The 19,793-nt window shown below is 60.6% G+C and carries 18 protein-coding genes; 14 read left to right on the top strand and 4 right to left on the bottom strand.

Features of this window, described 5'->3' with window-relative positions; all coding sequences use genetic code 11:
- Window positions 1–69: 69 nt before the first annotated feature.
- Window positions 70–1,809 carry a serine protease gene (locus ACR0ID_RS05045; protein ID WP_480604167.1) on the bottom strand — a complete coding sequence of 580 codons (1,740 nt, stop codon included), beginning with the start codon at window positions 1,807–1,809 and terminating at the stop codon, window positions 70–72.
- Between the two features lie 207 nt (window positions 1,810–2,016).
- On the opposite strand from ACR0ID_RS05045, the gene ACR0ID_RS05050 reads away from it, so the two are divergent.
- Window positions 2,017–2,949, top strand: a complete 933-nt coding sequence (locus ACR0ID_RS05050) for a glycine--tRNA ligase subunit alpha (protein WP_267363360.1) — start codon at window positions 2,017–2,019, stop codon at window positions 2,947–2,949.
- A 5-nt stretch (window positions 2,950–2,954) separates the two neighbouring features.
- Here ACR0ID_RS05050 and ACR0ID_RS05055 read toward each other — a convergent pair whose 3' ends face one another.
- Window positions 2,955–3,587 (bottom strand): MarC family protein, encoded by a 633-nt coding sequence (locus ACR0ID_RS05055; protein ID WP_480476530.1) that lies wholly within the window; start codon window positions 3,585–3,587, stop codon window positions 2,955–2,957.
- 78 nt (window positions 3,588–3,665) lie between these two features.
- On the opposite strand from ACR0ID_RS05055, the gene ACR0ID_RS05060 reads away from it, so the two are divergent.
- The 9 genes from ACR0ID_RS05060 (at window position 3,666) to glmM (ending at window position 15,938) form a co-directional block, all read left to right on the top strand.
- On the top strand, window positions 3,666–4,187 hold the full coding sequence (locus tag ACR0ID_RS05060) for a DUF6446 family protein (RefSeq protein WP_480604169.1): 522 nt from the start codon (window positions 3,666–3,668) through the stop codon (window positions 4,185–4,187).
- The gene (gltS, locus tag ACR0ID_RS05065; RefSeq protein WP_480604170.1) at window positions 4,163–5,410 is read left to right on the top strand and encodes a sodium/glutamate symporter; all 1,248 of its coding nucleotides are present in this window, start codon (window positions 4,163–4,165) and stop codon (window positions 5,408–5,410) included. The genes ACR0ID_RS05060 and gltS overlap by 25 nt, the downstream gene beginning before the upstream one ends.
- Window positions 5,411–5,419: 9 nt before the next feature.
- Window positions 5,420–7,639: a glycine--tRNA ligase subunit beta gene (gene glyS, locus ACR0ID_RS05070; protein WP_480604172.1), complete on the top strand. Its 2,220-nt coding sequence runs from the start codon at window positions 5,420–5,422 to the stop codon at window positions 7,637–7,639.
- Window positions 7,640–7,728: 89 nt separating this feature from the next.
- Window positions 7,729–10,269 (top strand): putative PEP-binding protein, encoded by a 2,541-nt coding sequence (locus ACR0ID_RS05075; protein WP_480604174.1) that lies wholly within the window; start codon window positions 7,729–7,731, stop codon window positions 10,267–10,269.
- A 187-nt stretch (window positions 10,270–10,456) separates the two neighbouring features.
- Window positions 10,457–11,098, top strand: coding sequence for a cell wall hydrolase (locus tag ACR0ID_RS05080; RefSeq protein ID WP_480604176.1), 642 nt, complete (start codon window positions 10,457–10,459; stop codon window positions 11,096–11,098).
- Window positions 11,099–11,171: 73 nt separating this feature from the next.
- A complete protein-coding gene (locus ACR0ID_RS05085) occupies window positions 11,172–12,545 on the top strand; it encodes a multicopper oxidase family protein (RefSeq protein WP_480554688.1) in 1,374 nt (457 codons plus the stop codon).
- 100 nt (window positions 12,546–12,645) lie between these two features.
- Window positions 12,646–13,566, top strand: coding sequence for a dihydroneopterin aldolase (locus ACR0ID_RS05090; RefSeq protein ID WP_480476542.1), 921 nt, complete (start codon window positions 12,646–12,648; stop codon window positions 13,564–13,566).
- Window positions 13,563–14,561 carry a dihydropteroate synthase gene (gene folP, locus ACR0ID_RS05095; protein WP_480604178.1) on the top strand — a complete coding sequence of 333 codons (999 nt, stop codon included), beginning with the start codon at window positions 13,563–13,565 and terminating at the stop codon, window positions 14,559–14,561. Before ACR0ID_RS05090 ends, folP begins: the two co-directional genes overlap by 4 nt.
- Before the next feature lie 33 nt (window positions 14,562–14,594).
- Window positions 14,595–15,938: a phosphoglucosamine mutase gene (gene glmM, locus ACR0ID_RS05100; protein ID WP_480516638.1), complete on the top strand. Its 1,344-nt coding sequence runs from the start codon at window positions 14,595–14,597 to the stop codon at window positions 15,936–15,938.
- Here the strand turns inward: glmM and ACR0ID_RS05105 are convergent.
- Entirely contained in the window at window positions 15,935–16,837 is a 903-nt protein-coding gene (locus tag ACR0ID_RS05105; protein WP_267363378.1) for a DMT family transporter, read from the bottom strand. The two genes, glmM and ACR0ID_RS05105, sit on opposite strands and share 4 nt — an antisense overlap.
- Before the next feature lie 90 nt (window positions 16,838–16,927).
- Here ACR0ID_RS05105 and ACR0ID_RS05110 point away from each other — a divergent pair, with 90 nt between their 5' ends.
- The gene (locus ACR0ID_RS05110; RefSeq protein WP_480604179.1) at window positions 16,928–17,227 is read left to right on the top strand and encodes an ArsR/SmtB family transcription factor; all 300 of its coding nucleotides are present in this window, start codon (window positions 16,928–16,930) and stop codon (window positions 17,225–17,227) included.
- Window positions 17,224–17,673, top strand: coding sequence for an SRPBCC domain-containing protein (locus ACR0ID_RS05115; protein ID WP_480604181.1), 450 nt, complete (start codon window positions 17,224–17,226; stop codon window positions 17,671–17,673). The genes ACR0ID_RS05110 and ACR0ID_RS05115 overlap by 4 nt, the downstream gene beginning before the upstream one ends.
- A gap of 52 nt (window positions 17,674–17,725) precedes the next feature.
- Here ACR0ID_RS05115 and ilvC read toward each other — a convergent pair whose 3' ends face one another.
- Window positions 17,726–18,748: a ketol-acid reductoisomerase gene (gene ilvC, locus ACR0ID_RS05120; protein WP_480476552.1), complete on the bottom strand. Its 1,023-nt coding sequence runs from the start codon at window positions 18,746–18,748 to the stop codon at window positions 17,726–17,728.
- A 131-nt stretch (window positions 18,749–18,879) separates the two neighbouring features.
- On the opposite strand from ilvC, the gene ACR0ID_RS05125 reads away from it, so the two are divergent.
- Together ACR0ID_RS05125 and ACR0ID_RS05130 are read left to right on the top strand one after the other, a co-directional pair.
- Entirely contained in the window at window positions 18,880–19,335 is a 456-nt protein-coding gene (locus tag ACR0ID_RS05125; protein WP_480476554.1) for an Lrp/AsnC family transcriptional regulator, read from the top strand.
- Window positions 19,332–19,790: an Lrp/AsnC family transcriptional regulator gene (locus tag ACR0ID_RS05130; RefSeq protein ID WP_209504239.1), complete on the top strand. Its 459-nt coding sequence runs from the start codon at window positions 19,332–19,334 to the stop codon at window positions 19,788–19,790. The genes ACR0ID_RS05125 and ACR0ID_RS05130 overlap by 4 nt, the downstream gene beginning before the upstream one ends.
- Window positions 19,791–19,793: the final 3 nt, after the last annotated feature.

The following is a 19,793-nucleotide window of genomic DNA, read 5'->3' on the forward strand; positions in this document are numbered from 1 at the left end:
AAATAAAAGCGCCGCAGGTTCATGCGGCGCTTTGATGTTTCAATGTCTGGTTTCAATATCTGCGCGCGTTCAATCCCAGCAATGCACCAGAACCGTCATTCCGGTCGCGCGCCGGTTCAGCTCGTTGGGGGAAATCCGGGTGGTTTCCTCGCTCGACTGACCGGAAACACCGGCTTTCGTCAGGATTTCTGTCAACCGCTCGACGGTTGCCGCAAGGCTGACTGATGCGGGCAGGGTACGACCCGCTGACGGTGTGGGCAGCAGCATGCCAACCACGTTGCCGCTGTCGTTGAAGACCGGCCCGCCCGCATCGCCGGGCTGTGCGTTCAGCGCCAGCCGTTTGACACCCGTCTCGCCGTTCAGGCCACGGATATCCGCGATTTGGCCGTAGGTCAGCGTCGGTGCGCCCAAAGCCCCCTGGTAGGAAAAGCCGGATACGGCCACTTCGGACTGGATGCGCGGTTGGGTGGTGCTGAAAGCAGCAACACTCATGGGGGCAAGAGCTTTTGCAGGGCGCAAGACCGAAACACCAAGCTCCGGGTCCGTCAGCGCCAGTTGCACCTCCTGATCCCCTTCCAGTGTGATCCGGGTGCAGCTTTCGGCGGCTTCGGACACCGTCAGAACCGTGCCGTCCGCGCCAGCGAAAAAGCCCGACCGCGACAACCGGGGCTTGCGGATCTGAAGACCCGAGACCAGATCGATGCGCTGTTCCGCATCCGCACCGGCGGCGGCATCCAGAACCGCGCCGGTTGTGCTCAGGCTGGTCGCCATCGCAGCCTGCACACGCAGGCGGCGCGCTTCGTCCCCTTCGGGCCAGACGAGTGTAAAGCCCTTGATCTTTCCATCATCCAGCCGCGCCTGCGTGAATGACACGATCCCATTGCCGCGCCCTTCAAGGGTAAACTGGTCGCGACCCAGCTCGCGCGGGCCGTTCAGCGGAACAATCTCAAGCGACTGCATCACCTCGTAAAGGGCGCGCAGAGTGTTCTTGTCACCCTCCTGACTGATCAAAAGGGCCTGGGCGTTCAGATCCGAGGCGCTTTTGAAATGCACGAACGGTGCCTCATAGCGATCAAAGCTGACTGTACCCAACGGCATGTCCAGCGCAATTCCGGCTGCGTCATCGGAATACCGTTCCATCCCGGCCGAGATCAGCGGCGCGTTGTATTCATCCATCAGGGCCTTGCGTTGCACCGTGGTCAGAACGCCCGTCGCCTCATAACCATTGAAGCGCTGCCAATCGCCCATCGACCGGCGGGTTCCCTGACCGAAAGCGCCATCGATAGTCGAATTATAGAAACCCGCCGCTTGCAGGGCTGTTTGCAGGTCTTTCCGTTCCTGCGCCGTCAAAAGGCGCTCGGATTGCAACGCCTGTTCGCGGGTTTCATCCGAATCCTGTGCGGTCGTAACCGCCACGGGTTCTTCCGCCTGTGCTGCCGGTTCTGTCAGCACGCTAACAACGTCGCGGTTCACCGCGTTTTCGCCGACCGGCCAGAACTGTTGCCCCAACGCGCTTGAAAACGCGACAAAGCTGTCACGCGGGATCTGCCCCTCGGCCCGGTATACGCGCAAAACCTGCTCGGCATCGCCGCGCGAATAGGGGCCAATGACGATGGCATACCAGCCGCTGTTCAGCCGAAACCCGTTCACATCGGGCAGGGTGCTGGCATAGGCTTGCGCCCGGTCCTGCGCTTCGCGCAGCGACGGCTGCGCCTCGACCTGAACCCAGACGCCGAGGTCTTGTTGTGCGGTCGCGGCGCGCAGGCCGACCAGAAGAAACAAAAGAATTGCTGAAAATACGCGTGTCATAGTCTGCCCGTGTTATGCGGTGTTTGTACTGAGGTGCAGAATACGCGATTTCATTTGCCAAATACCATGCTGTGAATGCGGGGAATTTGTGGTGTGGCCGCGCAGATACAGCCACAGCCCAAAGCCCCGTTGACGCCCCTCGGCCCCTTGCATAGGAAGGGCCAAACCGACCGGAACCGGGCGCACGGGGCGCCCAGAGGAAATGTCATGACCGAACCGACCAGTGCACCGCGTTCATTTCAGGAAATCATCCTTAGGCTTCAGTCCTACTGGGCCTCGAAAGGCTGCGCGATTCTGCAACCCTATGACATGGAGGTCGGGGCAGGGACGTTCCATCCCGCTACCACTTTGCGGGCGCTGGGGTCCAAGGCATGGGCCGCAGCCTATGTTCAACCGTCGCGCCGTCCCACGGATGGGCGCTATGGCGAAAACCCCAACCGGCTTCAGCATTACTACCAGTATCAGGTGCTGATCAAACCCAGCCCTCCGGATTTGCAGGAGCTGTATCTGGGCAGCCTTCAGGCCATCGGCATCGACATGGACCTGCATGATATCCGCTTTGTCGAAGACGACTGGGAAAGCCCCACGCTGGGCGCTTGGGGGCTTGGCTGGGAAGTCTGGTGTGACGGAATGGAAGTCAGCCAGTTCACCTATTTCCAGCAGGTCGGCGGCCATGACTGCACGCCTGTCTCGGGCGAGCTGACTTATGGGCTCGAGCGTCTGGCGATGTATGTGCTGGGCATCGACCACGTGATGGACATGCCGTTCAACGATCCGCAATCGCCCAGCCCACTGAAATACGGCGACATCTTCAAACAGACGGAAGAGGAATACGCCCGCTGGAACTTTGACGTGGCCAATACCGAGGTTCTGCTGCGCCATTTCGAAGAGGCCGAGGCTGAATGCGCCACTATCCTGGCGCAGGCACATGACGACCCGAAAACCGGCAAGCGTATCATCATGGCGCATCCGGCCTATGACCAATGCATCAAGGCGTCACACATCTTCAATCTGCTGGATGCACGGGGCGTGATCTCGGTCACCGAACGGCAGGCCTATATCGGGCGCGTGCGGGCGCTGGCCAAGCAATGCGCGGATGCCTTTGTGCAGACCGAGGCCGCCGGGTTCAGCGCCGGATGAGGCGATCAGGCCAGCCCCGGCAACAGGGCTTTCAGGCCGTCCGCGATCATGCTGACGGCGATAGCCGCCAGAATCATCCCCATAAAGCGGCTCATGATCACGCGCGCGGTGTCGGAAAGGCGTTGGGCCAGCCAGGCCGCGTTCCAGAACGTGATCAGAAGCAGGCCAACAATGGCAAGGAATACACCAGCATAAACAATGGCTTCTACGGGCTTCTTGATCTGGTGTGCATACAGGATCAGCGTGGTGATCGTGCCGGGGCCGACCAAAACGGGAAAGGCCAGCGGATAAAAGGCGACGGTATCCGGTTCGGGGTAAGCGTCCTTTTCCCCCTTCGTCCCGTGATGAGAGGTGCTTTCGTGTCCGTTCAGCATGTTAAGGCCGATCATCATGACAACCAGACCACCGGCGACGCGCAGATGATTGACACTGATGCCAAAAAGGCCAAGCGCCTGACTACCGACCAAGGCAAAGGCGCCGCCAAGGATCAGGCAGTAAACCGCTGTTTTGACCGCAATCTTGCGTTGTTCGGCGGCGGACAGGTCCTGAGTGACGCTCAGAAACACCGGCAGGTTGGTGACCGGGTTCATGATCGCAAACAATGCGCCGAAAAATCCGACGGCAAGGGTGGATTCCATCGCGTTGACCTCGTTTCTGCCTGTCCCCGGATGAAACCTGTCCTATTTTACAAGAACTTGAAAGAGGCGGCCTGAAAGATGACGGGAAAACTGCTGACAATTCTTCTGCTGCTGTCGGCCATCGTGGCAGGCGTCGGCATGTATTATCTACAGGTCTACGGCTATTATTATGAGGTCGAACCGCAACCGGGGCAGGACGTTGCCCTGATGACGGATGCGGGCGGTGTGCCCGAGCCCATCGCCTATTCCGGGTTTCAGGCAATCGACGCCGACAGTTCGCCGATCCGGTATCGTGCCTGCTTCGAAACCGAATTGTCGCCGGACCAGATGGCTGGATACGTGCCTGTCGAAAACTCCGAACCCCTGACCGCACCGGGATGGTTTGAATGCTACGATGCGGTGTCTTTGGCGGATGCGCTTGAATCCGGGCAGGCGCGGGCGTTCATGGGGGTGAAGAACATCCATTTCGGCGTCGACCGGATTGTGGCGATCACCGCGGATGGCAAGGGCTATGTCTGGCACGCGTTGAACAATTGTGGTGAAAAAGCCTATGACGGTACCGTCGTGGGCGAGGAATGCCCGCCGCGCCCGGAAAACTGAAGGAGCAGATCGTGGGCCATGTCATAGAAATCCCCGATTTCCTGACGGCCACTCTGGGGTTTGCGGTCTATCTGATCGGGGCCGAGATCAACGCACGTGTGACAACCCTGCGCAATTTCAACATCCCCGAACCCGTAACAGGAGGCCTGCTGGCCTCGCTGGTGGTTCTGATGCTCTATCTGGTATTCGGGATCGAACTGTCCTTTGGCCTGACAGCCCGCGATTTCCTGCTGGTCCTGTTTTTTGCCGGGATCGGCCTGAACGCCCGCCTGTCTGACCTCATTGCGGGTGGTAAGCCGTTAATCTTGCTTTTGATTCTTACTCTGGCGACGATTGTCTTTCAGAATGTGATCGGCGCGGCTGGGGCGGCGATCTTCGGCTATCCCGCACAGGCCGGTGTGTTGTTCGGATCGGCTGCCCTGATCGGTGGGCACGGAACGGCAATTGCATGGGCGCCGGATGTGGCGCAGGCAACGGGCCTTGACGGCGCGACCGAACTGGGTGTGGCAGTCGCCACCCTTGGATTGGTCCTTGCTGCGCTGGTTGGCGGACCGATTGCGCGCCTGTTGGTCGAACGGCGCGGCCTGACGCCTGACCGCCCTGACGAAGAACCCAGCGTCGGATTGCCGGATGAGCATGACGGGCACTCCGCAAGCATCGATCATCTGACCGTCATGCGCGTCCTGCTGCACCTGAACCTGGCGATCATCTCGGGGTATGCGCTGAATGAATCAATTGCCGCCGCCGGGCTGAAGCTGCCGCTGTTCGTGCCCTGCCTGATCATGGGCATCGTGATCGCCAATCTGCGGGACGCGCTGTTTCCCGGCGCTCCGAAAGTGTCGCGCACACCGTCGCTGGCGCTGATTTCGGAATTTGCGCTGGGCGCGTTTCTTGCAATGTCGCTGATGAGCTTGCAACTCTGGACCATCGCGCAGCTGGGCATGGCCATTGCCGTGATCATGACAGCGCAGACGGTGTTCGCGGTGCTCTTCGTCCTCTGGGTGCTGTTCCCGGTCATGGGGTCCAACTATCGCGCCGCTGTACTGGCCGCCGGGTTTGGCGGCTTTGCGTTGGGGGCCACACCCACCGCTATCGCAAATATGACAGCCGTGACCAAGCGATATGGCCCATCGCCTATTGCCTTTATCGTGCTGCCCCTTGTATCCGCCTTCTTTGTGGATATCGCCAATGCCATCGTCATTCAGACGATCGTCAATTTCTAAGGACCGACAATGCCCGACCTGCTGATCGAACTGTTCTCCGAAGAGATCCCCGCACGGATGCAAGCCCGTGCCGGCGAGGATCTGAAAAAGCGGATTACCGATGGTCTGGTCGAGGCCGGTCTGACCTATGCAAGCGCAGCCGCCCTGACCACGCCCCGCCGCCTGACGCTGGCGGTCGAGGGGCTGCTGGCGAAAAGCCCCACCATCCGGGAAGAACGCAAGGGCCCAAAGGTCGGCGCACCCGACAAGGCAATCGAAGGGTTCCTGCGCGGCGCGGGCCTGACCCGTGATCAGCTGGAAGAACGCGAAACGCCCAAGGGGGCCATCTATTTTGCCACCATCGAAAGGGCGGGTCGCCCCGCGGCAGAGATCATTGCCGAAGTGCTCGAAACCACCATCCGCAATTTCCCTTGGCCGAAGTCCATGCGCTGGGGCAGTGGCAGCTTGCGCTGGGTGCGTCCGCTGCATTCGATCCTGTGCATTCTGACGGATGAGGCCGGGGCGCAGGTGGTTCCAATGGATGTCGACGGCATTTCGTCCGGCGACACCACAGCAGGCCACCGCTTTATGGCGCCCAACCGCTTTTCGGTCACGTCTTTCGACGATTACGCGGCCAAGCTGAAGCGGGCTTTTGTCGTCCTGTCCCCCGAGGAACGCGCCCAGCACATCTGGAACGACGCCCAGAACATGGCCTTTGCCGCCGGTCTTGAACTGGTCGAAGACAAGGGCCTGCTGGCCGAGGTCGCCGGGCTGGTCGAATGGCCGGTTGTCCTGATGGGGCGGATCGACGACGAATTCCTCGACCTGCCGCCCGAGGTGCTGCAAACCTCGATGAAAGAACACCAGAAGTTCTTCTCGGTCCGCAATCCCAAAACGGGCCGGATTGAACGGTTCGTCACTGTTGCGAACCGCGAAACCGCTGACAATGGCGCGACCATTCTGGCGGGCAATCAGAAAGTGCTCTCAGCCCGTCTTGCCGATGCCAAGTTCTTTTGGGAAAATGACCTGCGCATCGCCAAATCGGACATTGCACAATGGACCCGCGCGCTGGAAAACGTCACCTTCCACAACAAACTGGGAACGCAGGCCGATCGGATCGGGCGCATCGCCGCCCTGGCCCGCGAACTGGCCCCAGTGACCGGAGCCGATGCCGATCAGGCTGAAAAAGCCGCGCGCCTGGCCAAGGCCGACCTCAGCTCGGAAATGGTCTACGAATTCCCCGAACTCCAGGGACTTATGGGGCGGTATTACATCGAAGCGGCAGGTGAAGATGCCGCCGTGGCCGCCGTCGCGCAAGAGCACTACTCGCCTTTGGGGCCGTCGGATGATGTCCCCACTGCTCCGCTGTCGGTGACCGTCGCATTGGCCGACAAGCTGGACGCGCTGGCGGGGTTCTGGGCGATTAATGAAAAGCCTACCGGTTCGAAAGACCCGTTTGCCCTGCGCCGGGCAGCGCTGGGGGTTACCCGGTTGGTGCTCGACAATGACCTGCGTCTGCGTCTGGATCGGTTTTTCGACGGACAGCTGCTGCGTGCTGAAAGCGCTGCAAACGAGGCGCTGGCGGCGGAAAACGTTGACGAACTTTTGGATGAAATCGCAGATCACGGCGTGTTTGGCGCAGCCTTCCAGACTGTCAAGGAAAGGCTGGGCGAAGTGTTGGGCGCCGATTTCCTGAGCCTTGAAAAGAAGATCCCCGACGCATCCGACGATCTCCTTTCCTTCTTCCACGACCGCCTCAAGGTCTTCCTCCGCGACGAAGGCATCCGCCACGACGTCATCGATGCCTGTATCGCGATGGACGGCAATGATGACCTCAATCTGTTGGTGAAACGCGCCCGCGCGCTGAACGCGGTGATCGCGACCGAGGATGGCGAGAACCTCGTGCAGGGCTTCAAGCGCGCCAACAACATCCTGACCCAGGCCGAAGAAAAGGACGGGGTGGAATATTCCTACGGTGCGGATGTGAAATTCGCCGAAACCGACAGCGAAAAGGCATTGTTTGCCGCTTTGGATGCAGCACAGGCGCAAATCGAGCCCGCGCTGAAATCAGAAGATTTCCCCACGGCCATGGCCGCCATGGCCGGGCTGCGCGGGCCGGTGGATGCGTTCTTTGAGGATGTGCAGGTCAACACCGACAATGACATTGTTCGCCGCAACCGGCTGAACCTTCTCAGCCAGATCCGGCAGATCTGCTCCAGCGTGGCCGATCTGACCCGGATCGAAGGGTAAACGACTGGGCGCACTGGCAGGCGCGCCCACAACGCACTTGCGTGAAGGGCGCAAGCGCCTATGCTGCAGACAAACCAAAAGGTGCTGCAGTGCAGAATAATCCGAATACAACGCTCATTACATCCGACGCGCCTGTCACCGCCCATACACATGGCGGGCGGGCCAAATGTCTGCAACGTCTGGTCCGGCTGGACCTGCCGGTGCCCCGAACCGTTGCGCTGTCATTTGATGCCGTTCACCAGATTGCAGAAGGGGCGATCCCGGATATTGCGGCGATCCTCGAACAGTTCGACCCGACCTCGTTGCTATGCGTCCGACCCAGTTCCGAAGATCCCGATTGGGGCGGCCCCGGCGCGGTTCTCAATATCGGAATGAACGACGCGCGCTATGTCGACCTGTCCGACACCATGGGCGCCGAGGCCGCCGCAGCTCTGTATCTGCGGTTCGTTCAAAGCTATGCGATCCACGTGGCACGGCTGGATGCGGATGTGTTCGATGACATCGAAGCTGATGGCCGCGAGGGGTTGCGCCACTCGCTGCGCGCCTACGAGGATGAAACCGACGAAGTCTTTCCGCAGGACAGGGGCGAACAGCTGATCGGTGTTCTGCGCTCGATGGCGCGTGCATGGGACGGGACGTCCGCGCGCTTGCTGCGGCAGGCCAAGGGGGCACCCGCAGATGCCGGGCTTGGGTTGGTCATCCAAGAGATGATCCCCGGCGTCGGGAAAGGCGAATGCGGATCTGGCGTTCTGCAACTGGTTGATTCCACAACCGGAATGCCACAAATCACCGGCCGCTATCTAAGCCAAAGTCAGGGGCGCGATGCGCTGGGTGAAGATGTGGCAGCCCTGTTTCTGGAAAAAGACCCGCGCGGCCCCTCGCTGGAAGAGGTCGCACCAGATGCTTTCGCCGAGGTCAAGGCTCAGGCCGCGCTGATGCGCGAGAAACTGCGCGAAGAGATGCAGGTCGAATTCGTCATTCAGGACAGCACCGTGCATATTCTCGATGGTGTCCGGGTGCAGCGATCGGCCCGCGCGGCCATGCGCATTGCCGTACGTCTTGCCGAAGACGGTATCATACCGCCGCAAGAGGCGGTGATGCGTGTCGACCCGCACGCGCTGAACGAACTACTGCACCGTCAGGTCCACCCCGATGCGCAACGCGATGTGCTGACCACGGCCATTGGTGCCAGCCCCGGTGCCTCGACCGGCAAGATCGTGTTTACTTCGGCCGAAGCACAGGCCAGTGCCGCCCGTGGCGAGGCATGTGTTCTGGTGCGCCGGGAAACCTCGCCCGAGGATGTGCGCGGGATGCACGCCGCCGTTGCGGTTCTGACGGAAAAAGGCGGCATGACCAGCCACGCGGCCGTGATCGGGCGCGGATTGGGTCTGCCCTGTATCGTCGGGGCCTCGGAAATGCGGTTTCAGACGAAAGACAAGATGCTGACCGCACCGGATGGCCGGGTATTCAAAACCGGCGATATTGTCACCATTGATGGCAGCTCGGGTCAGGTGCTGGCCGGTCAGCCCGCCATGCTCGAGGCCGCGTTGGATGACTGTTTCCAGACGCTGATGGGCTGGGCCGATGCCGAGCGTGACATCGAAATCCGCGCCAATGCCGACACACCGGCTGATGCGCAGACTGCCCGGAACTTTCAGGCCCAGGGGATCGGTCTGTGCCGGACCGAACACATGTTCTTTGACCCCGGCCGTCTGATCGTGATGCGCGAAATGATCTTTGCGCAAACCTCGGCGGGCAGGGCGGCGGTGCTGGAACGCCTGCTTCCGATGCAGCGCGAGGATTTCGTTCAGCTGTTCAGGATCATGGAAGGTCAGCCTGTCTGCATCCGCCTGTTCGATCCACCCTTGCATGAATTTCTACCGACAACGCGCACCGGGCAACGGGAGTTGGCCGAGGCGCTGGATCTGCCCGTGTCCGACGTCGAACGCCGGGTTGAGGCGATGACCGAATACAACCCCATGCTGGGCCTGCGCGGCGTTCGTCTGGGTGTCACCGTACCCGAGATCTACGACATGCAGGCGCGCGCGATTTTTGAAGCCACGCTTGACGCCCGAAAAAACGGTGCTCCGGTGGTGCCCGAAGTGATGATCCCGCTGGTATCCGCCAAGCGCGAAGTTGAACTGGTCAAATCCCGCATCGACTCGGTCGCCGCCGCCGTTGAATCGGAACGCGGGCAGAAGTTCGAATATCGGCTGGGCGTCATGGTCGAAACGCCACGCGCCTGTCTGCGCGCGGAAGAGATCGCGCCACAGACTGCTTTCATGAGTTTTGGAACGAACGACCTGACGCAGATGACCTACGGCCTTTCCCGCGACGATGCCGGTCGTTTCATGTCCGCTTACGTGCGGCAGGGGGTCTTTACCGAAGATCCGTTCCATGTCCTTGATCCGGACGGGGTGGGCGAGCTGCTGAAACTCGGGGCGGAACGCGGGCGTGCCGCGAAGCCGGATGTGACCCTTTCGGTCTGTGGCGAACACGGCGGGAACCCCGAATCAATCGCCATTTGCCGCGATCTTGGATTCGACTATGTGTCATGCTCACCGTTCCGGGTTCCGGTCGCTCGGCTGGCTGCCGCTCAACTGGCGATTTCCTCCAGACTTGGGGGTTGACACCGCGCCGGACCCCAAGGAATAGTGGTTTATACGGTCACTCGTAGGCGAAAAATATTTTCGCTACGGGCGATTTTCCACTTGCTTTTTTCAAGATACTGGACCTTTGCATCAGTCTGGGGTATCAGCCTCGTCGCGCCCGCCGGGGGAGGGTAAGGCGCGTGATGTGCCTGTGCGAGGTTATCTGATGCTACGTTACATATTGGCTGTTGCCGCAGTGGCGGCAACCGTTCTGCCGAGTGCATCCTTCGCTGAGAAGGAAGCGACTGATACTGCAAAACAAGAACTTGTCGCCCGCAGCGAGTTGCCAGCGCAAAGTTTTCGGGACTATTTCAAGCTGTTCCAGCCCCGCAAGGCGGCTGAACCTGTCGAAGTGTCCTTCTCCAAAGACTGGCTTGACCAGCAACCAAAGGCCTCCGGTGGTGAAAACTGGAGATGCCTGTCCGAAGCCTTGTACTTCGAGGCGCGCGGCGAAAGCGTGCGCGGCCAGTTCGCGGTTGCCGAGGTGATCCTGAACCGGGTCAAAAGCAGCCGTTTCCCGGATTCCCTGTGCGGGGTGATCCATCAGGGGACCGGCAAGAAATACCAGTGCCAGTTCACGTATACCTGCGATGGCCGCAAGGAAGTCATCCACGAGAAAAAGGCGTATGAGCGTGTGGCGAAAGTCGCGCGGGCAGCCATTGATGGCGTGGCGGATGAGTTGACCGAAGGGGCAACACACTATCACACGACGTCGGTGCGCCCGTCCTGGTCGCGGGTCTATAAACAGACCGCGAAAATCGGCGTGCATGTTTTTTACCGTCACAACTACCGGACAGCGAGCAACTGATTGACGCACCCGCGCTGGAAGCTTGCTGGCGTGGGGCAGGTTGCACCCTATATTGCGGGCCAGGAGGCCCGTGATGATTTTGAACCGCAGACACCTTTTGCAATCCGCCGCCGCAGCATTGCTGATGCCGCGTGTGGCCAGCGCGGGTTTTGCACCGCTTAATGCGCGTGTAGCCAAACACCCGATCGCGCCAGCAAGTTATCCTGAAACGGAAGTCTGGACATATGACGGGTCTGTCCCGGGCGTTGAACTGCGTGTCAGGCAGGGCGACCGCATCCAGCGCACCCTGATGAACCAGCTTCCGCAAGCCACGTCGGTCCATTGGCACGGAATTCGCATCGAAAACGCCATGGACGGCGTGCCCGGCCTGACGCAGGACGCAGTCGAGACGGGCGCAAGCTTTGATTACTCCTTCGTCGTTCCAGACGCAGGGACTTATTGGTACCATGCGCATAACCAGTCGATGGAACAGGTTGCGCGCGGGCTTTACGGGCCGCTGATCGTCGAAGAAACTGCTGCCCCCGATGTGGATCAGGATCTGGTATTGATGCTGGACGACTGGCGGCTTGATCCGGAAACCGCTCAGATCACGGATGATTTCGACAATGGCCATGATCTCAGCCATGCTGGTCGGCTGGGGAATATCATCACTGTCAACGGATCCCTTGACCCGCGCGTTGAGGCGCGACAGAACGACCGTCTCCGGCTACGCCTGATCAACGCCTCCAACGCGCGGATTTTTGACCTGAATCTTGACGGGTTGTCTGGTTGGATCGTCGCTCTTGACGGTATGCCACTGGAAAAGCCGATCCCATTGTCTGGGGCTTTCCCAATCGCCCCCGCACAACGCATCGATCTTGTTGTGGATGTCGTGGCTGCGGGCGATACGGCAAGTCTGGTGAGTGTTGAGCGCGATGGTGCCTTTGGCATCGTTCGGTTTGATGTTGACGAACCTCTCGCACCTGCGCCGCGACAAGGCGTGTCAGCGTTGCCGCCCAACCCTTTGCCAGTCATCGAGGATGTCTCATCCGCACCATTGCACCGGATGTCCCTGCAAGGCGGGGCGATGCGCTGGCTGGATAGCGCCCGGATCGGGGACACAGAATTGCCAGGCCAGGAACTGGCGCAGTTGGGCCGGTTCTGGGCCCTGAACGGTTATGCGGAACGCCCGTCCGACCCGTTTCTGGATGCCCGGACCGGGGGTCTTCACAGGATCGAGTTCGTCAATGAAACAGTCTTTCCACATGCCATGCATTTGCACGGTCACCACTTCCGACTGATCCAGCCGGACGGATCGCTTGGCCCGTGGCGCGATACTGTTTTGGTTGATCGCGGACAAACCCGCCAGATCGCTCTGGTCGCGGATAATCCGGGGGACTGGCTGTTGCATTGCCATATGCTGGGACATGCCGCTTCGGGTATGATGAGCTGGTTTCGCGTTACCTGACGCCGCATTCGGCGGTTGGAATGGCGTTTGTTTGAATGTTATAGGCCCTTGCAACGCCTATAGAGGGCAAGCCCTGCAACAAGCCGAAAAGGCCGGACCCATGAGTTCTGAAATCCGACTGGCATTTGCGCACCCGACCGAACGGTCCGAGGCGACCTCGCCCCGAGGGCCGCTGGATCGCATTTCCCTGCGCGACCATATTGTCGAGGTTGAAATCGGTGCGTTTCAGGCCGAGCGGGGAACAACCCAGCGGATCTGTTTCAATATCGTCGTCGAAGTCCGGCCCCTGACCGACCCGATTGACGACGATGTGGATCGCATCCTGTCTTATGACCGGGTGACGGAATCCATTGCCTATGAACTCGCGGCCGAGCGTCTGAACCTGCTTGAAACCCTGGCCGAGCGTGTAGCCGAACGTATCTTGCATGAACCACAGGCTGTAAGGGTCTTTGTTCGCATCGAAAAACTGGACCGCGGTCCGGGCGCTCTCGGGGTCGAGATCGTGCGTGGGAAAGACTCGGTTCATCATGATGTGACCGAGGAAGATCGCCCGCATCCCCGTCTGGTCTACTTGTCGAATGACGCCATCGCCTCGGACAATCTGACCGGGTGGATCGACCAATTGCAGAACCGACAGCGCCCGCTGATCCTGTGTGTGGGGGCGTCAGACCTGGCTGCGCCGCAAACCGGCCACGCAATGACACAGCGCCGGATTGACCTGCTGGCGATCGAGCAGAACGCGTGGGTTCTGGCCGCGCGCGATCACCGCTGCAAGGTGGTTTCAACCCGGACGGAACTGGACTGGGCCATGAAGAACGGCCAGATCTGTGTCTGGGCCCCGTCCAAGATCGTGCTGGACGCGGTGGATGGTCCGTCCGCCGCGCCCTCCGACGCCGTGGCTTTGGCCGCATGGTTTGCGGCGACCTTTGAAGCCAGCGAAATGATGGTCATCGGCGGCGAATTGCCGAAAACGCCCAAAACCCCCCTGCGGGCTGTGGCCGTGGATCAGGCCGAATTGTGAGCATCTATTTCAGACCGCTGGTTCAGCACGGCCAGACCCGGCCCGCTGGCGCGTATTCTCTGGCCGGTCAGCCCCTGTGGTTTACCCATGTCGAAGCGCTTGGGCGCGATACCGCACCGCAGATCATGGCAGCATCGGATATTCCCGGTGGGGCGCTGGAGCGGTTGACCCGCCCGCGCGCACCCATCGCCAGGCTGGATATGCAGGTGCCGCACATCATGGGCATTCTCAACACCACGCCTGACAGTTTCTCGGACGGGGGTGTTCACAGTTCCGTCGAGGCCGCCCGCGATGCCGCTGCAAGGATGGTGGCGCATGGAGCCACCATTCTGGATATTGGCGGGGAATCAACGCGCCCGGGCGCGGATTTCATTCCGGCAGATCAGGAAATTGCCCGCACCCGCCCGGTGATCGAGGCGATTCGCGCACAAACGGATGCCCTGATTTCAATCGACACCCGCAAAGCCAGCGTCGCCAAAGCGGCGTGTGCGGCGGGCGCGGGGCTGGTCAACGATGTCTCGGGGTTCACGTTCGATCCCGAATTGGCACCGTTTTGCGCTGACAAGGGCACACCGGTCTGCGTCATGCATATGCAGGGTGATCCAGCCACGATGCAGGAAAACCCCAGCTACGACAACGTGTTGCTGGATGTTTATGACTTCCTCGAAACCCAGATCGCTCTGCTGGAAAACTTGGGGCTTCGGCGCGACCTGATCATCGTCGATCCAGGTATCGGTTTCGGCAAGACCGAGGATCACAACCTGACCTTGCTGCGCAATCTCAGCCTGTTTCACGGGCTTGGCTGCCCGATCCTGCTGGGCGTGTCCCGCAAGGGCTTTATCGGAACAATTGGACGGGAGCCTGACAAGACTGCCCGCGCGCCGGGTTCAATTGCTGTGGCTTTGGCCGGATTGTCTCAGGGCGTGCAGATCATTCGCGTTCACGACGTCGCCGAGACCGCTCAGGCCTTGCGCCTATGGGCCGCTGTCCGGTAATCCGGTCTCACGGAAAATCACGGAGTGACACCAATGCGCAAGCTGTTCGGAACCGACGGGGTGCGGGGCACGGCCAACACGCATCCGATGACGGCGGAAATGGCGTTGCGCATCGGGGCTGCGGTGGGGCGCTATTTCCGGCGTGATGCGACCGGTGTGCACCGGGTCGTCATCGGCAAGGACACACGCCTGTCCGGCTATATGCTGGAAAACGCGCTGACCGCCGGTCTGACGTCAACGGGAATGAATGTGCTGTTGTTAGGACCGGTTCCGACGCCTGCGGTGGGCCTGATGACGCGGTCGATGCGGGCCGATCTGGGTGTCATGATCTCGGCCAGCCACAACCCGGCAGAGGACAACGGCATCAAGTTCTTTGGCCCCGACGGTTATAAACTGTCCGATCAGGCCGAGATCGACATCGAAAAGCTGATCGACGAAGGTGTCCGGCCTGCTCAGGCCCAGAATATCGGACGGGCGCGTCGTGTTGATGACGCCCGGTTCAGATATGGCGAGCGTGTGAAATCCTCGCTGCCGCGCGATGTGCGTCTGGATGGCCTCAAGGTGGTGATCGACTGTGCCAATGGCGCCGCCCACCGCACCGCGCCCGAGGTTCTTTGGGAACTGGGTGCAGACGTGATCCCGATCGGGATTTCGCCCAACGGGAAGAACATCAACCTCAACTGCGGATCGACCAAGCCGCAACTGGCCGCCGAAACCGTCGTGGCGCATGGCGCTGACGTTGGTGTCTGTCTGGACGGCGACGCGGATCGGGTTGTTATCGTCGACGAGACCGGTCAGATCGCCGATGGCGATCAGCTTATGGCGCTGCTGGCGACGGCCTGGAAAAAATCCGGGCAGTTGAAAGGCGATGCCCTTGTGGCCACGGTGATGTCCAATCTGGGGCTCGAACGGCACCTCTCGTCACACGGCATGCGACTGGAACGCACGGCTGTCGGCGACCGCTATGTGGTCGAGCGCATGCGCGAAGGCGGCTTCAACCTGGGCGGTGAACAATCCGGTCATATCGTGATGAGCGATTATGCCACCACCGGCGATGGCCTGATGGCCGGCTTGCATTTCCTAGCCGAGATGGTTCTGTCCGGTCGCAAAGCCTCGGACCTGTCCAAGCAGTTCGAAACCGTGCCGCAGCTGTTGAAGAACGTCCGCTATGCCAACGGTCAAACTCCGCTTGAAGTTCAAAGCGTTAAAGCTGCCATTGCCGATGCCGAGGCGCGGCTGAACGGGCAGGGCCGGTTGCTGATCCGCAAATCCGGCACCGAGCCGCTGATCCGCGTTATGGCCGAATGCGAGGATGACGCGCTGCTGTTACAGGTCGTCGACAGTATCGTGGCCGAGGTCGAAGCCGCCGCAGGCTAGCGCCCGAACAGAACCCTGCGCAGGCTGAACCACTGGCTGATGGCCATGCCCGTCAGGATCAGGGCCAGGGCGACGTAGAATCGCAGGGGCAGGGCCTCGGACAGGATCCAGGCCCCGAACACCATCGACCAGATCGGCACCTGATAATTCACCAGCGTCAAAAACACCGATCCGGCGCTGCGGGTGATCGAAACCCGCAGCAAATTGGCGAAAGCAGTGGGGATCAGCCCAAGGACAATCAGGGCCAGCGATGGGCGGTTGCCCTGCCAAGTAGGGACACCTTCGACCAGCAGCATGATGGGCACCAGCAGAACAGCGCCGACCAGCAGGGTCAGCGCGGCCAACGCCAGCGGCTCGACCGGCGGGCAGCGCCGCGTCAGGATCGATGTCGAGGCATAGCAGAGGGCAGCCGAGATACAGGCCAGTTGCGCCAGCGGCTCGGTCCCTTGACCCAGCTTTGCCAGACCGGGTCCGATCAGGACCAATGCGCCGGAAAACCCAAGGCACACGCCCAGAAACCGACGCAGGTTCAGCGGCTCATCGGAAAAGAAATGCGCCAGCGGCAGCACCATCAGCGGAATTGCGGCCATGGACAGCCCTGCAAAGGCCGAGGGCACATATTGCTGCCCCCAGCTGAGCAGCATGAAAGGCACCGCAGTCGACAACACGCCAATCAGCAGGATTGACGTTGTCAGCGCGGGTGTCAAAACCGGCATGCGGCGACCGGTGATCCGCATCAGGACAAGCAACGTCACCGCACCCAAAGTGGTGCGCGATGTCGCCACGGTAATCGGGCCATAGCCTTCCAAAGCCATCGCGACGACCATGAATGTGCCGCCCCAAATAAGCCCCAGCGTGAAAACGCCGCTCCAGTCCTGCTTCGTGGGTTGTTCAACCATTCCATCCCCTTATCCCGCGTGCGCGCCGGTGTCACGGGCTGATCTTGACTTTATGTTAGTTTCCACTTACCGTAAGCAATGACTTACGATATGACATTTTCAGCTTTGGGCGATGCGACCCGCAGGCAGGTGTTCGAAGCCGTCGCCAGCCAGCCTCAGGCAGTGGGCGAACTTGCGTCAAAGCTGCCGGTAAGCCGACCGGCCGTCTCACAACATCTCAAGGTGCTGTCTGATGCTGGGCTGGTGACATGCCACGCGAAAGGGACGCGCCGGATCTATGCGGTGCGCCCCGAGGGGTTGGCAGAGCTGCGCAGATGGCTCGACCGTTACTGGAGCGACGTGATGAACAGCTTTGCAGATGAGGTGTCCAGAGCGGGAGAGAGGCCATGACAGACCCGATAGTCAAGACAATTGTCGTAAGTGCCTCTGCTGCGCGCGCTTTCGACATCTTCGTCAACCGCATCGGGACATGGTGGCCGCTGGACAGCCACGCGGTTTCCGCATCGCAGGGACAACCGGCAAGGGACGTGGTTATTGAACCCCGGATCGGTGGCGCGGTCTATGAGGTCATGTTCGACGGAACCCGTGCCGACTGGGGTCAGGTGCTGGCAATTGATCCCGGCCAATCCGTGGCATTCACCTGGCATCCGGGCACCAGCAGGGAGTCTCCAACGCGCGTCGATGTGCGTATTGAGGATTACGGTTCGGGGCAGGCCAAAGTCACCCTGACGCATTCCGGCTGGGACGTCTGGGCAGGGGAAGCGCCCGAAAAGCGCGGCGGCTACGATACGGGATGGGATTTCGTGCTGGGCAAATGCTTTGCCAAAGCGGTCTGAAACTGAAAAAGGGCGACCGCCTGGGCCGCCCTTTGCCTGACATCGGTCAGACTTAGTTCTTTTCTTTGTCGACCATCTTGCCGGCCGAGATCCACGGCATCATGCCGCGCAGCTTGGCGCCGGTCTCTTCGATCATATGCTCGTCATTGGCGCGGCGCGACGCTTTGATGGTCGGCTGGCCAACGGCGTTTTCCAGCATGAAGTCACGGACGAATTTGCCCTGCTGGATGTCGTCCAGAACCGCTTTCATGCGGGCTTTGGTCTCGTCGTATTTCAGGATGCGCGGACCGGTGACATACTGGCCATACTCGGCCGTGTTCGAGATCGAGTAATCCATGTTGGCGATGCCGCCTTCATAGATCAGGTCAACGATCAGCTTCACTTCGTGCAGACACTCGAAATAGGCCATCTCGGGTGCGTAACCGGCCTCGACCAGAGTTTCAAAGCCGCAGCGGATCAGTTCGACCAGACCACCGCACAGAACGGCCTGTTCACCGAACAGGTCGGTTTCACATTCTTCGCGGAAGTTGGTCTCGATGATGCCCGAACGGCCGCCACCGATGGCCGAACAGTAGGACAGGCCGATTTCCAGCGCCTTGCCGGTTGCATCGTTGTGAACCGCGACCAGGCAGGGCACGCCGCCGCCTTTGGTGTATTCGCCACGCACGGTGTGACCGGGGCCTTTGGGGGCCATCATGATGACGTCAACGCCGTCCTTCGGCTCGATCAGGCCGAAATGGACGTTCAGGCCGTGGGCAAAGGCGATGGCCGCGCCCGGCTTGATGTTGTCATGAACGTATTTCTTGTAGGTTTCGGCCTGCAATTCGTCGGGCATGGTGAACATGATGACGTCGCACCAGGCAGCCGCTTCGGCAATGCCCATCACTTCCAGACCTTCTGCTTCGGCTTTCTTGGCCGAGGGCGAGCCTTCGCGCAGGGCGATGACCAGGTTCTTGGCACCCGAGTCGCGCAGGTTCAGCGCGTGGGCGTGACCCTGGCTGCCATAGCCCAGGATAGCCACTTTCTTGTCTTTGATCAGGTTGATGTCGCAATCGCGATCGTAATAGACGCGCATTTTGCCGGTCCTTTCTGGTTTGGTTGGGGCGGTTCTACCTGCCGTACGTCGGATTGGCGATAGGGTTGGGCTTGAGTATTTGTAAAAAAGATGAAGAATAATTCTTGAAAATGGAAAATACTGAAATAATCATGCTTGACGATATCGACCGGCGCATTTTGCGTCACTTTCAGGCGAACCCCAGCCTGACCACCGCGGAACTTGCCGATCTGTGCCGGATCAGTGCTGGCGTCTGTTGGCGCAGGCTGGAAAAGATGCAGGCGGCCGGGATCATCGAAGGGCAGGAGGCGGTGATCGACTGGGCCGCAATGGGCTATGCTGTCGAAGTGTCGCTTCGGATCACCTTGGACAAGACACAGGCCCGCGCCTTTGACGAGTTTATGGAAGAGGCCCGCAACGTGGCCGAGGTGATCGAAATCCAGACCTTTCTGGGCCGGGTGGATGTCCGCCTGTCGGTCATAGCGCGGGATATGAAGCACTATCAGCAGCTTTATCGGGACCGGATCCTGACCCTGCCGCATATCGCCGATATCGAAGCGCTGATGCATATCGCGCGGGTCAAGCGGGACGAGGTGTTGCCGGTATGATCGAGTTGGACGAGATTGACCGCCGTCTGCTGCGTGCGCTGCAACAGGACGCCACCCAAAGCGCGGGTGCCCTGGGTCGGAGGTTCAATCTGTCTCAACCCGCCACCTGGCGGCGTATCCGCAGGTTGGAGGACGCCGGGATCATCAAGGGCCGCAGGTTGCGCCTGAATGCCGAGGCGCTCGGCTTTGGCGTGACCGTGTTTCTGGGGGTCAAGCTGGCGCGCAAGGGCCAGATCAGCCTTGAGGATTTCGAACGCGCCGTCAGCGCCATCCCTGAAGTTCAGACTGTCGAGCATGTTCTGGGTCTGTACGACTACCGTTTGCGCGTCGTGGCGCGGGACCTGTCCGATTTCGAACGCGTGTTGCGGCGCCGGATCATGACGCTGCCCGGCGCAGGCGATGTCGAAGCGAATGTTCTGCTGAGCGAGGAACGGCTGCCCGGACCGATTGGGTGACCT

The organism is Ruegeria sp. AL2 (assembly GCF_056540845.1).

Coding starts and splice junctions, on each gene's coding strand:
- ACR0ID_RS05130 (WP_209504239.1), top strand. CDS start 19,332: ATGATCGAGTTGGACGAGATTGACCGCCGTCTGCTGCGTGCGCTGCAA.
- ACR0ID_RS05090 (WP_480476542.1), top strand. CDS start 12,646: ATGAGTTCTGAAATCCGACTGGCATTTGCGCACCCGACCGAACGGTCC.
- ACR0ID_RS05060 (WP_480604169.1), top strand. CDS start 3,666: ATGACGGGAAAACTGCTGACAATTCTTCTGCTGCTGTCGGCCATCGTG.
- ACR0ID_RS05055 (WP_480476530.1), bottom strand. CDS start 3,587: ATGGAATCCACCCTTGCCGTCGGATTTTTCGGCGCATTGTTTGCGATC.
- ACR0ID_RS05080 (WP_480604176.1), top strand. CDS start 10,457: ATGCTACGTTACATATTGGCTGTTGCCGCAGTGGCGGCAACCGTTCTG.
- ACR0ID_RS05125 (WP_480476554.1), top strand. CDS start 18,880: ATGCTTGACGATATCGACCGGCGCATTTTGCGTCACTTTCAGGCGAAC.
- gltS (WP_480604170.1), top strand. CDS start 4,163: ATGCCCGCCGCGCCCGGAAAACTGAAGGAGCAGATCGTGGGCCATGTC.
- ACR0ID_RS05050 (WP_267363360.1), top strand. CDS start 2,017: ATGACCGAACCGACCAGTGCACCGCGTTCATTTCAGGAAATCATCCTT.
- glmM (WP_480516638.1), top strand. CDS start 14,595: ATGCGCAAGCTGTTCGGAACCGACGGGGTGCGGGGCACGGCCAACACG.
- glyS (WP_480604172.1), top strand. CDS start 5,420: ATGCCCGACCTGCTGATCGAACTGTTCTCCGAAGAGATCCCCGCACGG.
- ACR0ID_RS05085 (WP_480554688.1), top strand. CDS start 11,172: ATGATTTTGAACCGCAGACACCTTTTGCAATCCGCCGCCGCAGCATTG.
- ACR0ID_RS05110 (WP_480604179.1), top strand. CDS start 16,928: ATGACATTTTCAGCTTTGGGCGATGCGACCCGCAGGCAGGTGTTCGAA.
- ilvC (WP_480476552.1), bottom strand. CDS start 18,748: ATGCGCGTCTATTACGATCGCGATTGCGACATCAACCTGATCAAAGAC.
- ACR0ID_RS05115 (WP_480604181.1), top strand. CDS start 17,224: ATGACAGACCCGATAGTCAAGACAATTGTCGTAAGTGCCTCTGCTGCG.
- ACR0ID_RS05105 (WP_267363378.1), bottom strand. CDS start 16,837: ATGGTTGAACAACCCACGAAGCAGGACTGGAGCGGCGTTTTCACGCTG.
- ACR0ID_RS05045 (WP_480604167.1), bottom strand. CDS start 1,809: ATGACACGCGTATTTTCAGCAATTCTTTTGTTTCTTCTGGTCGGCCTG.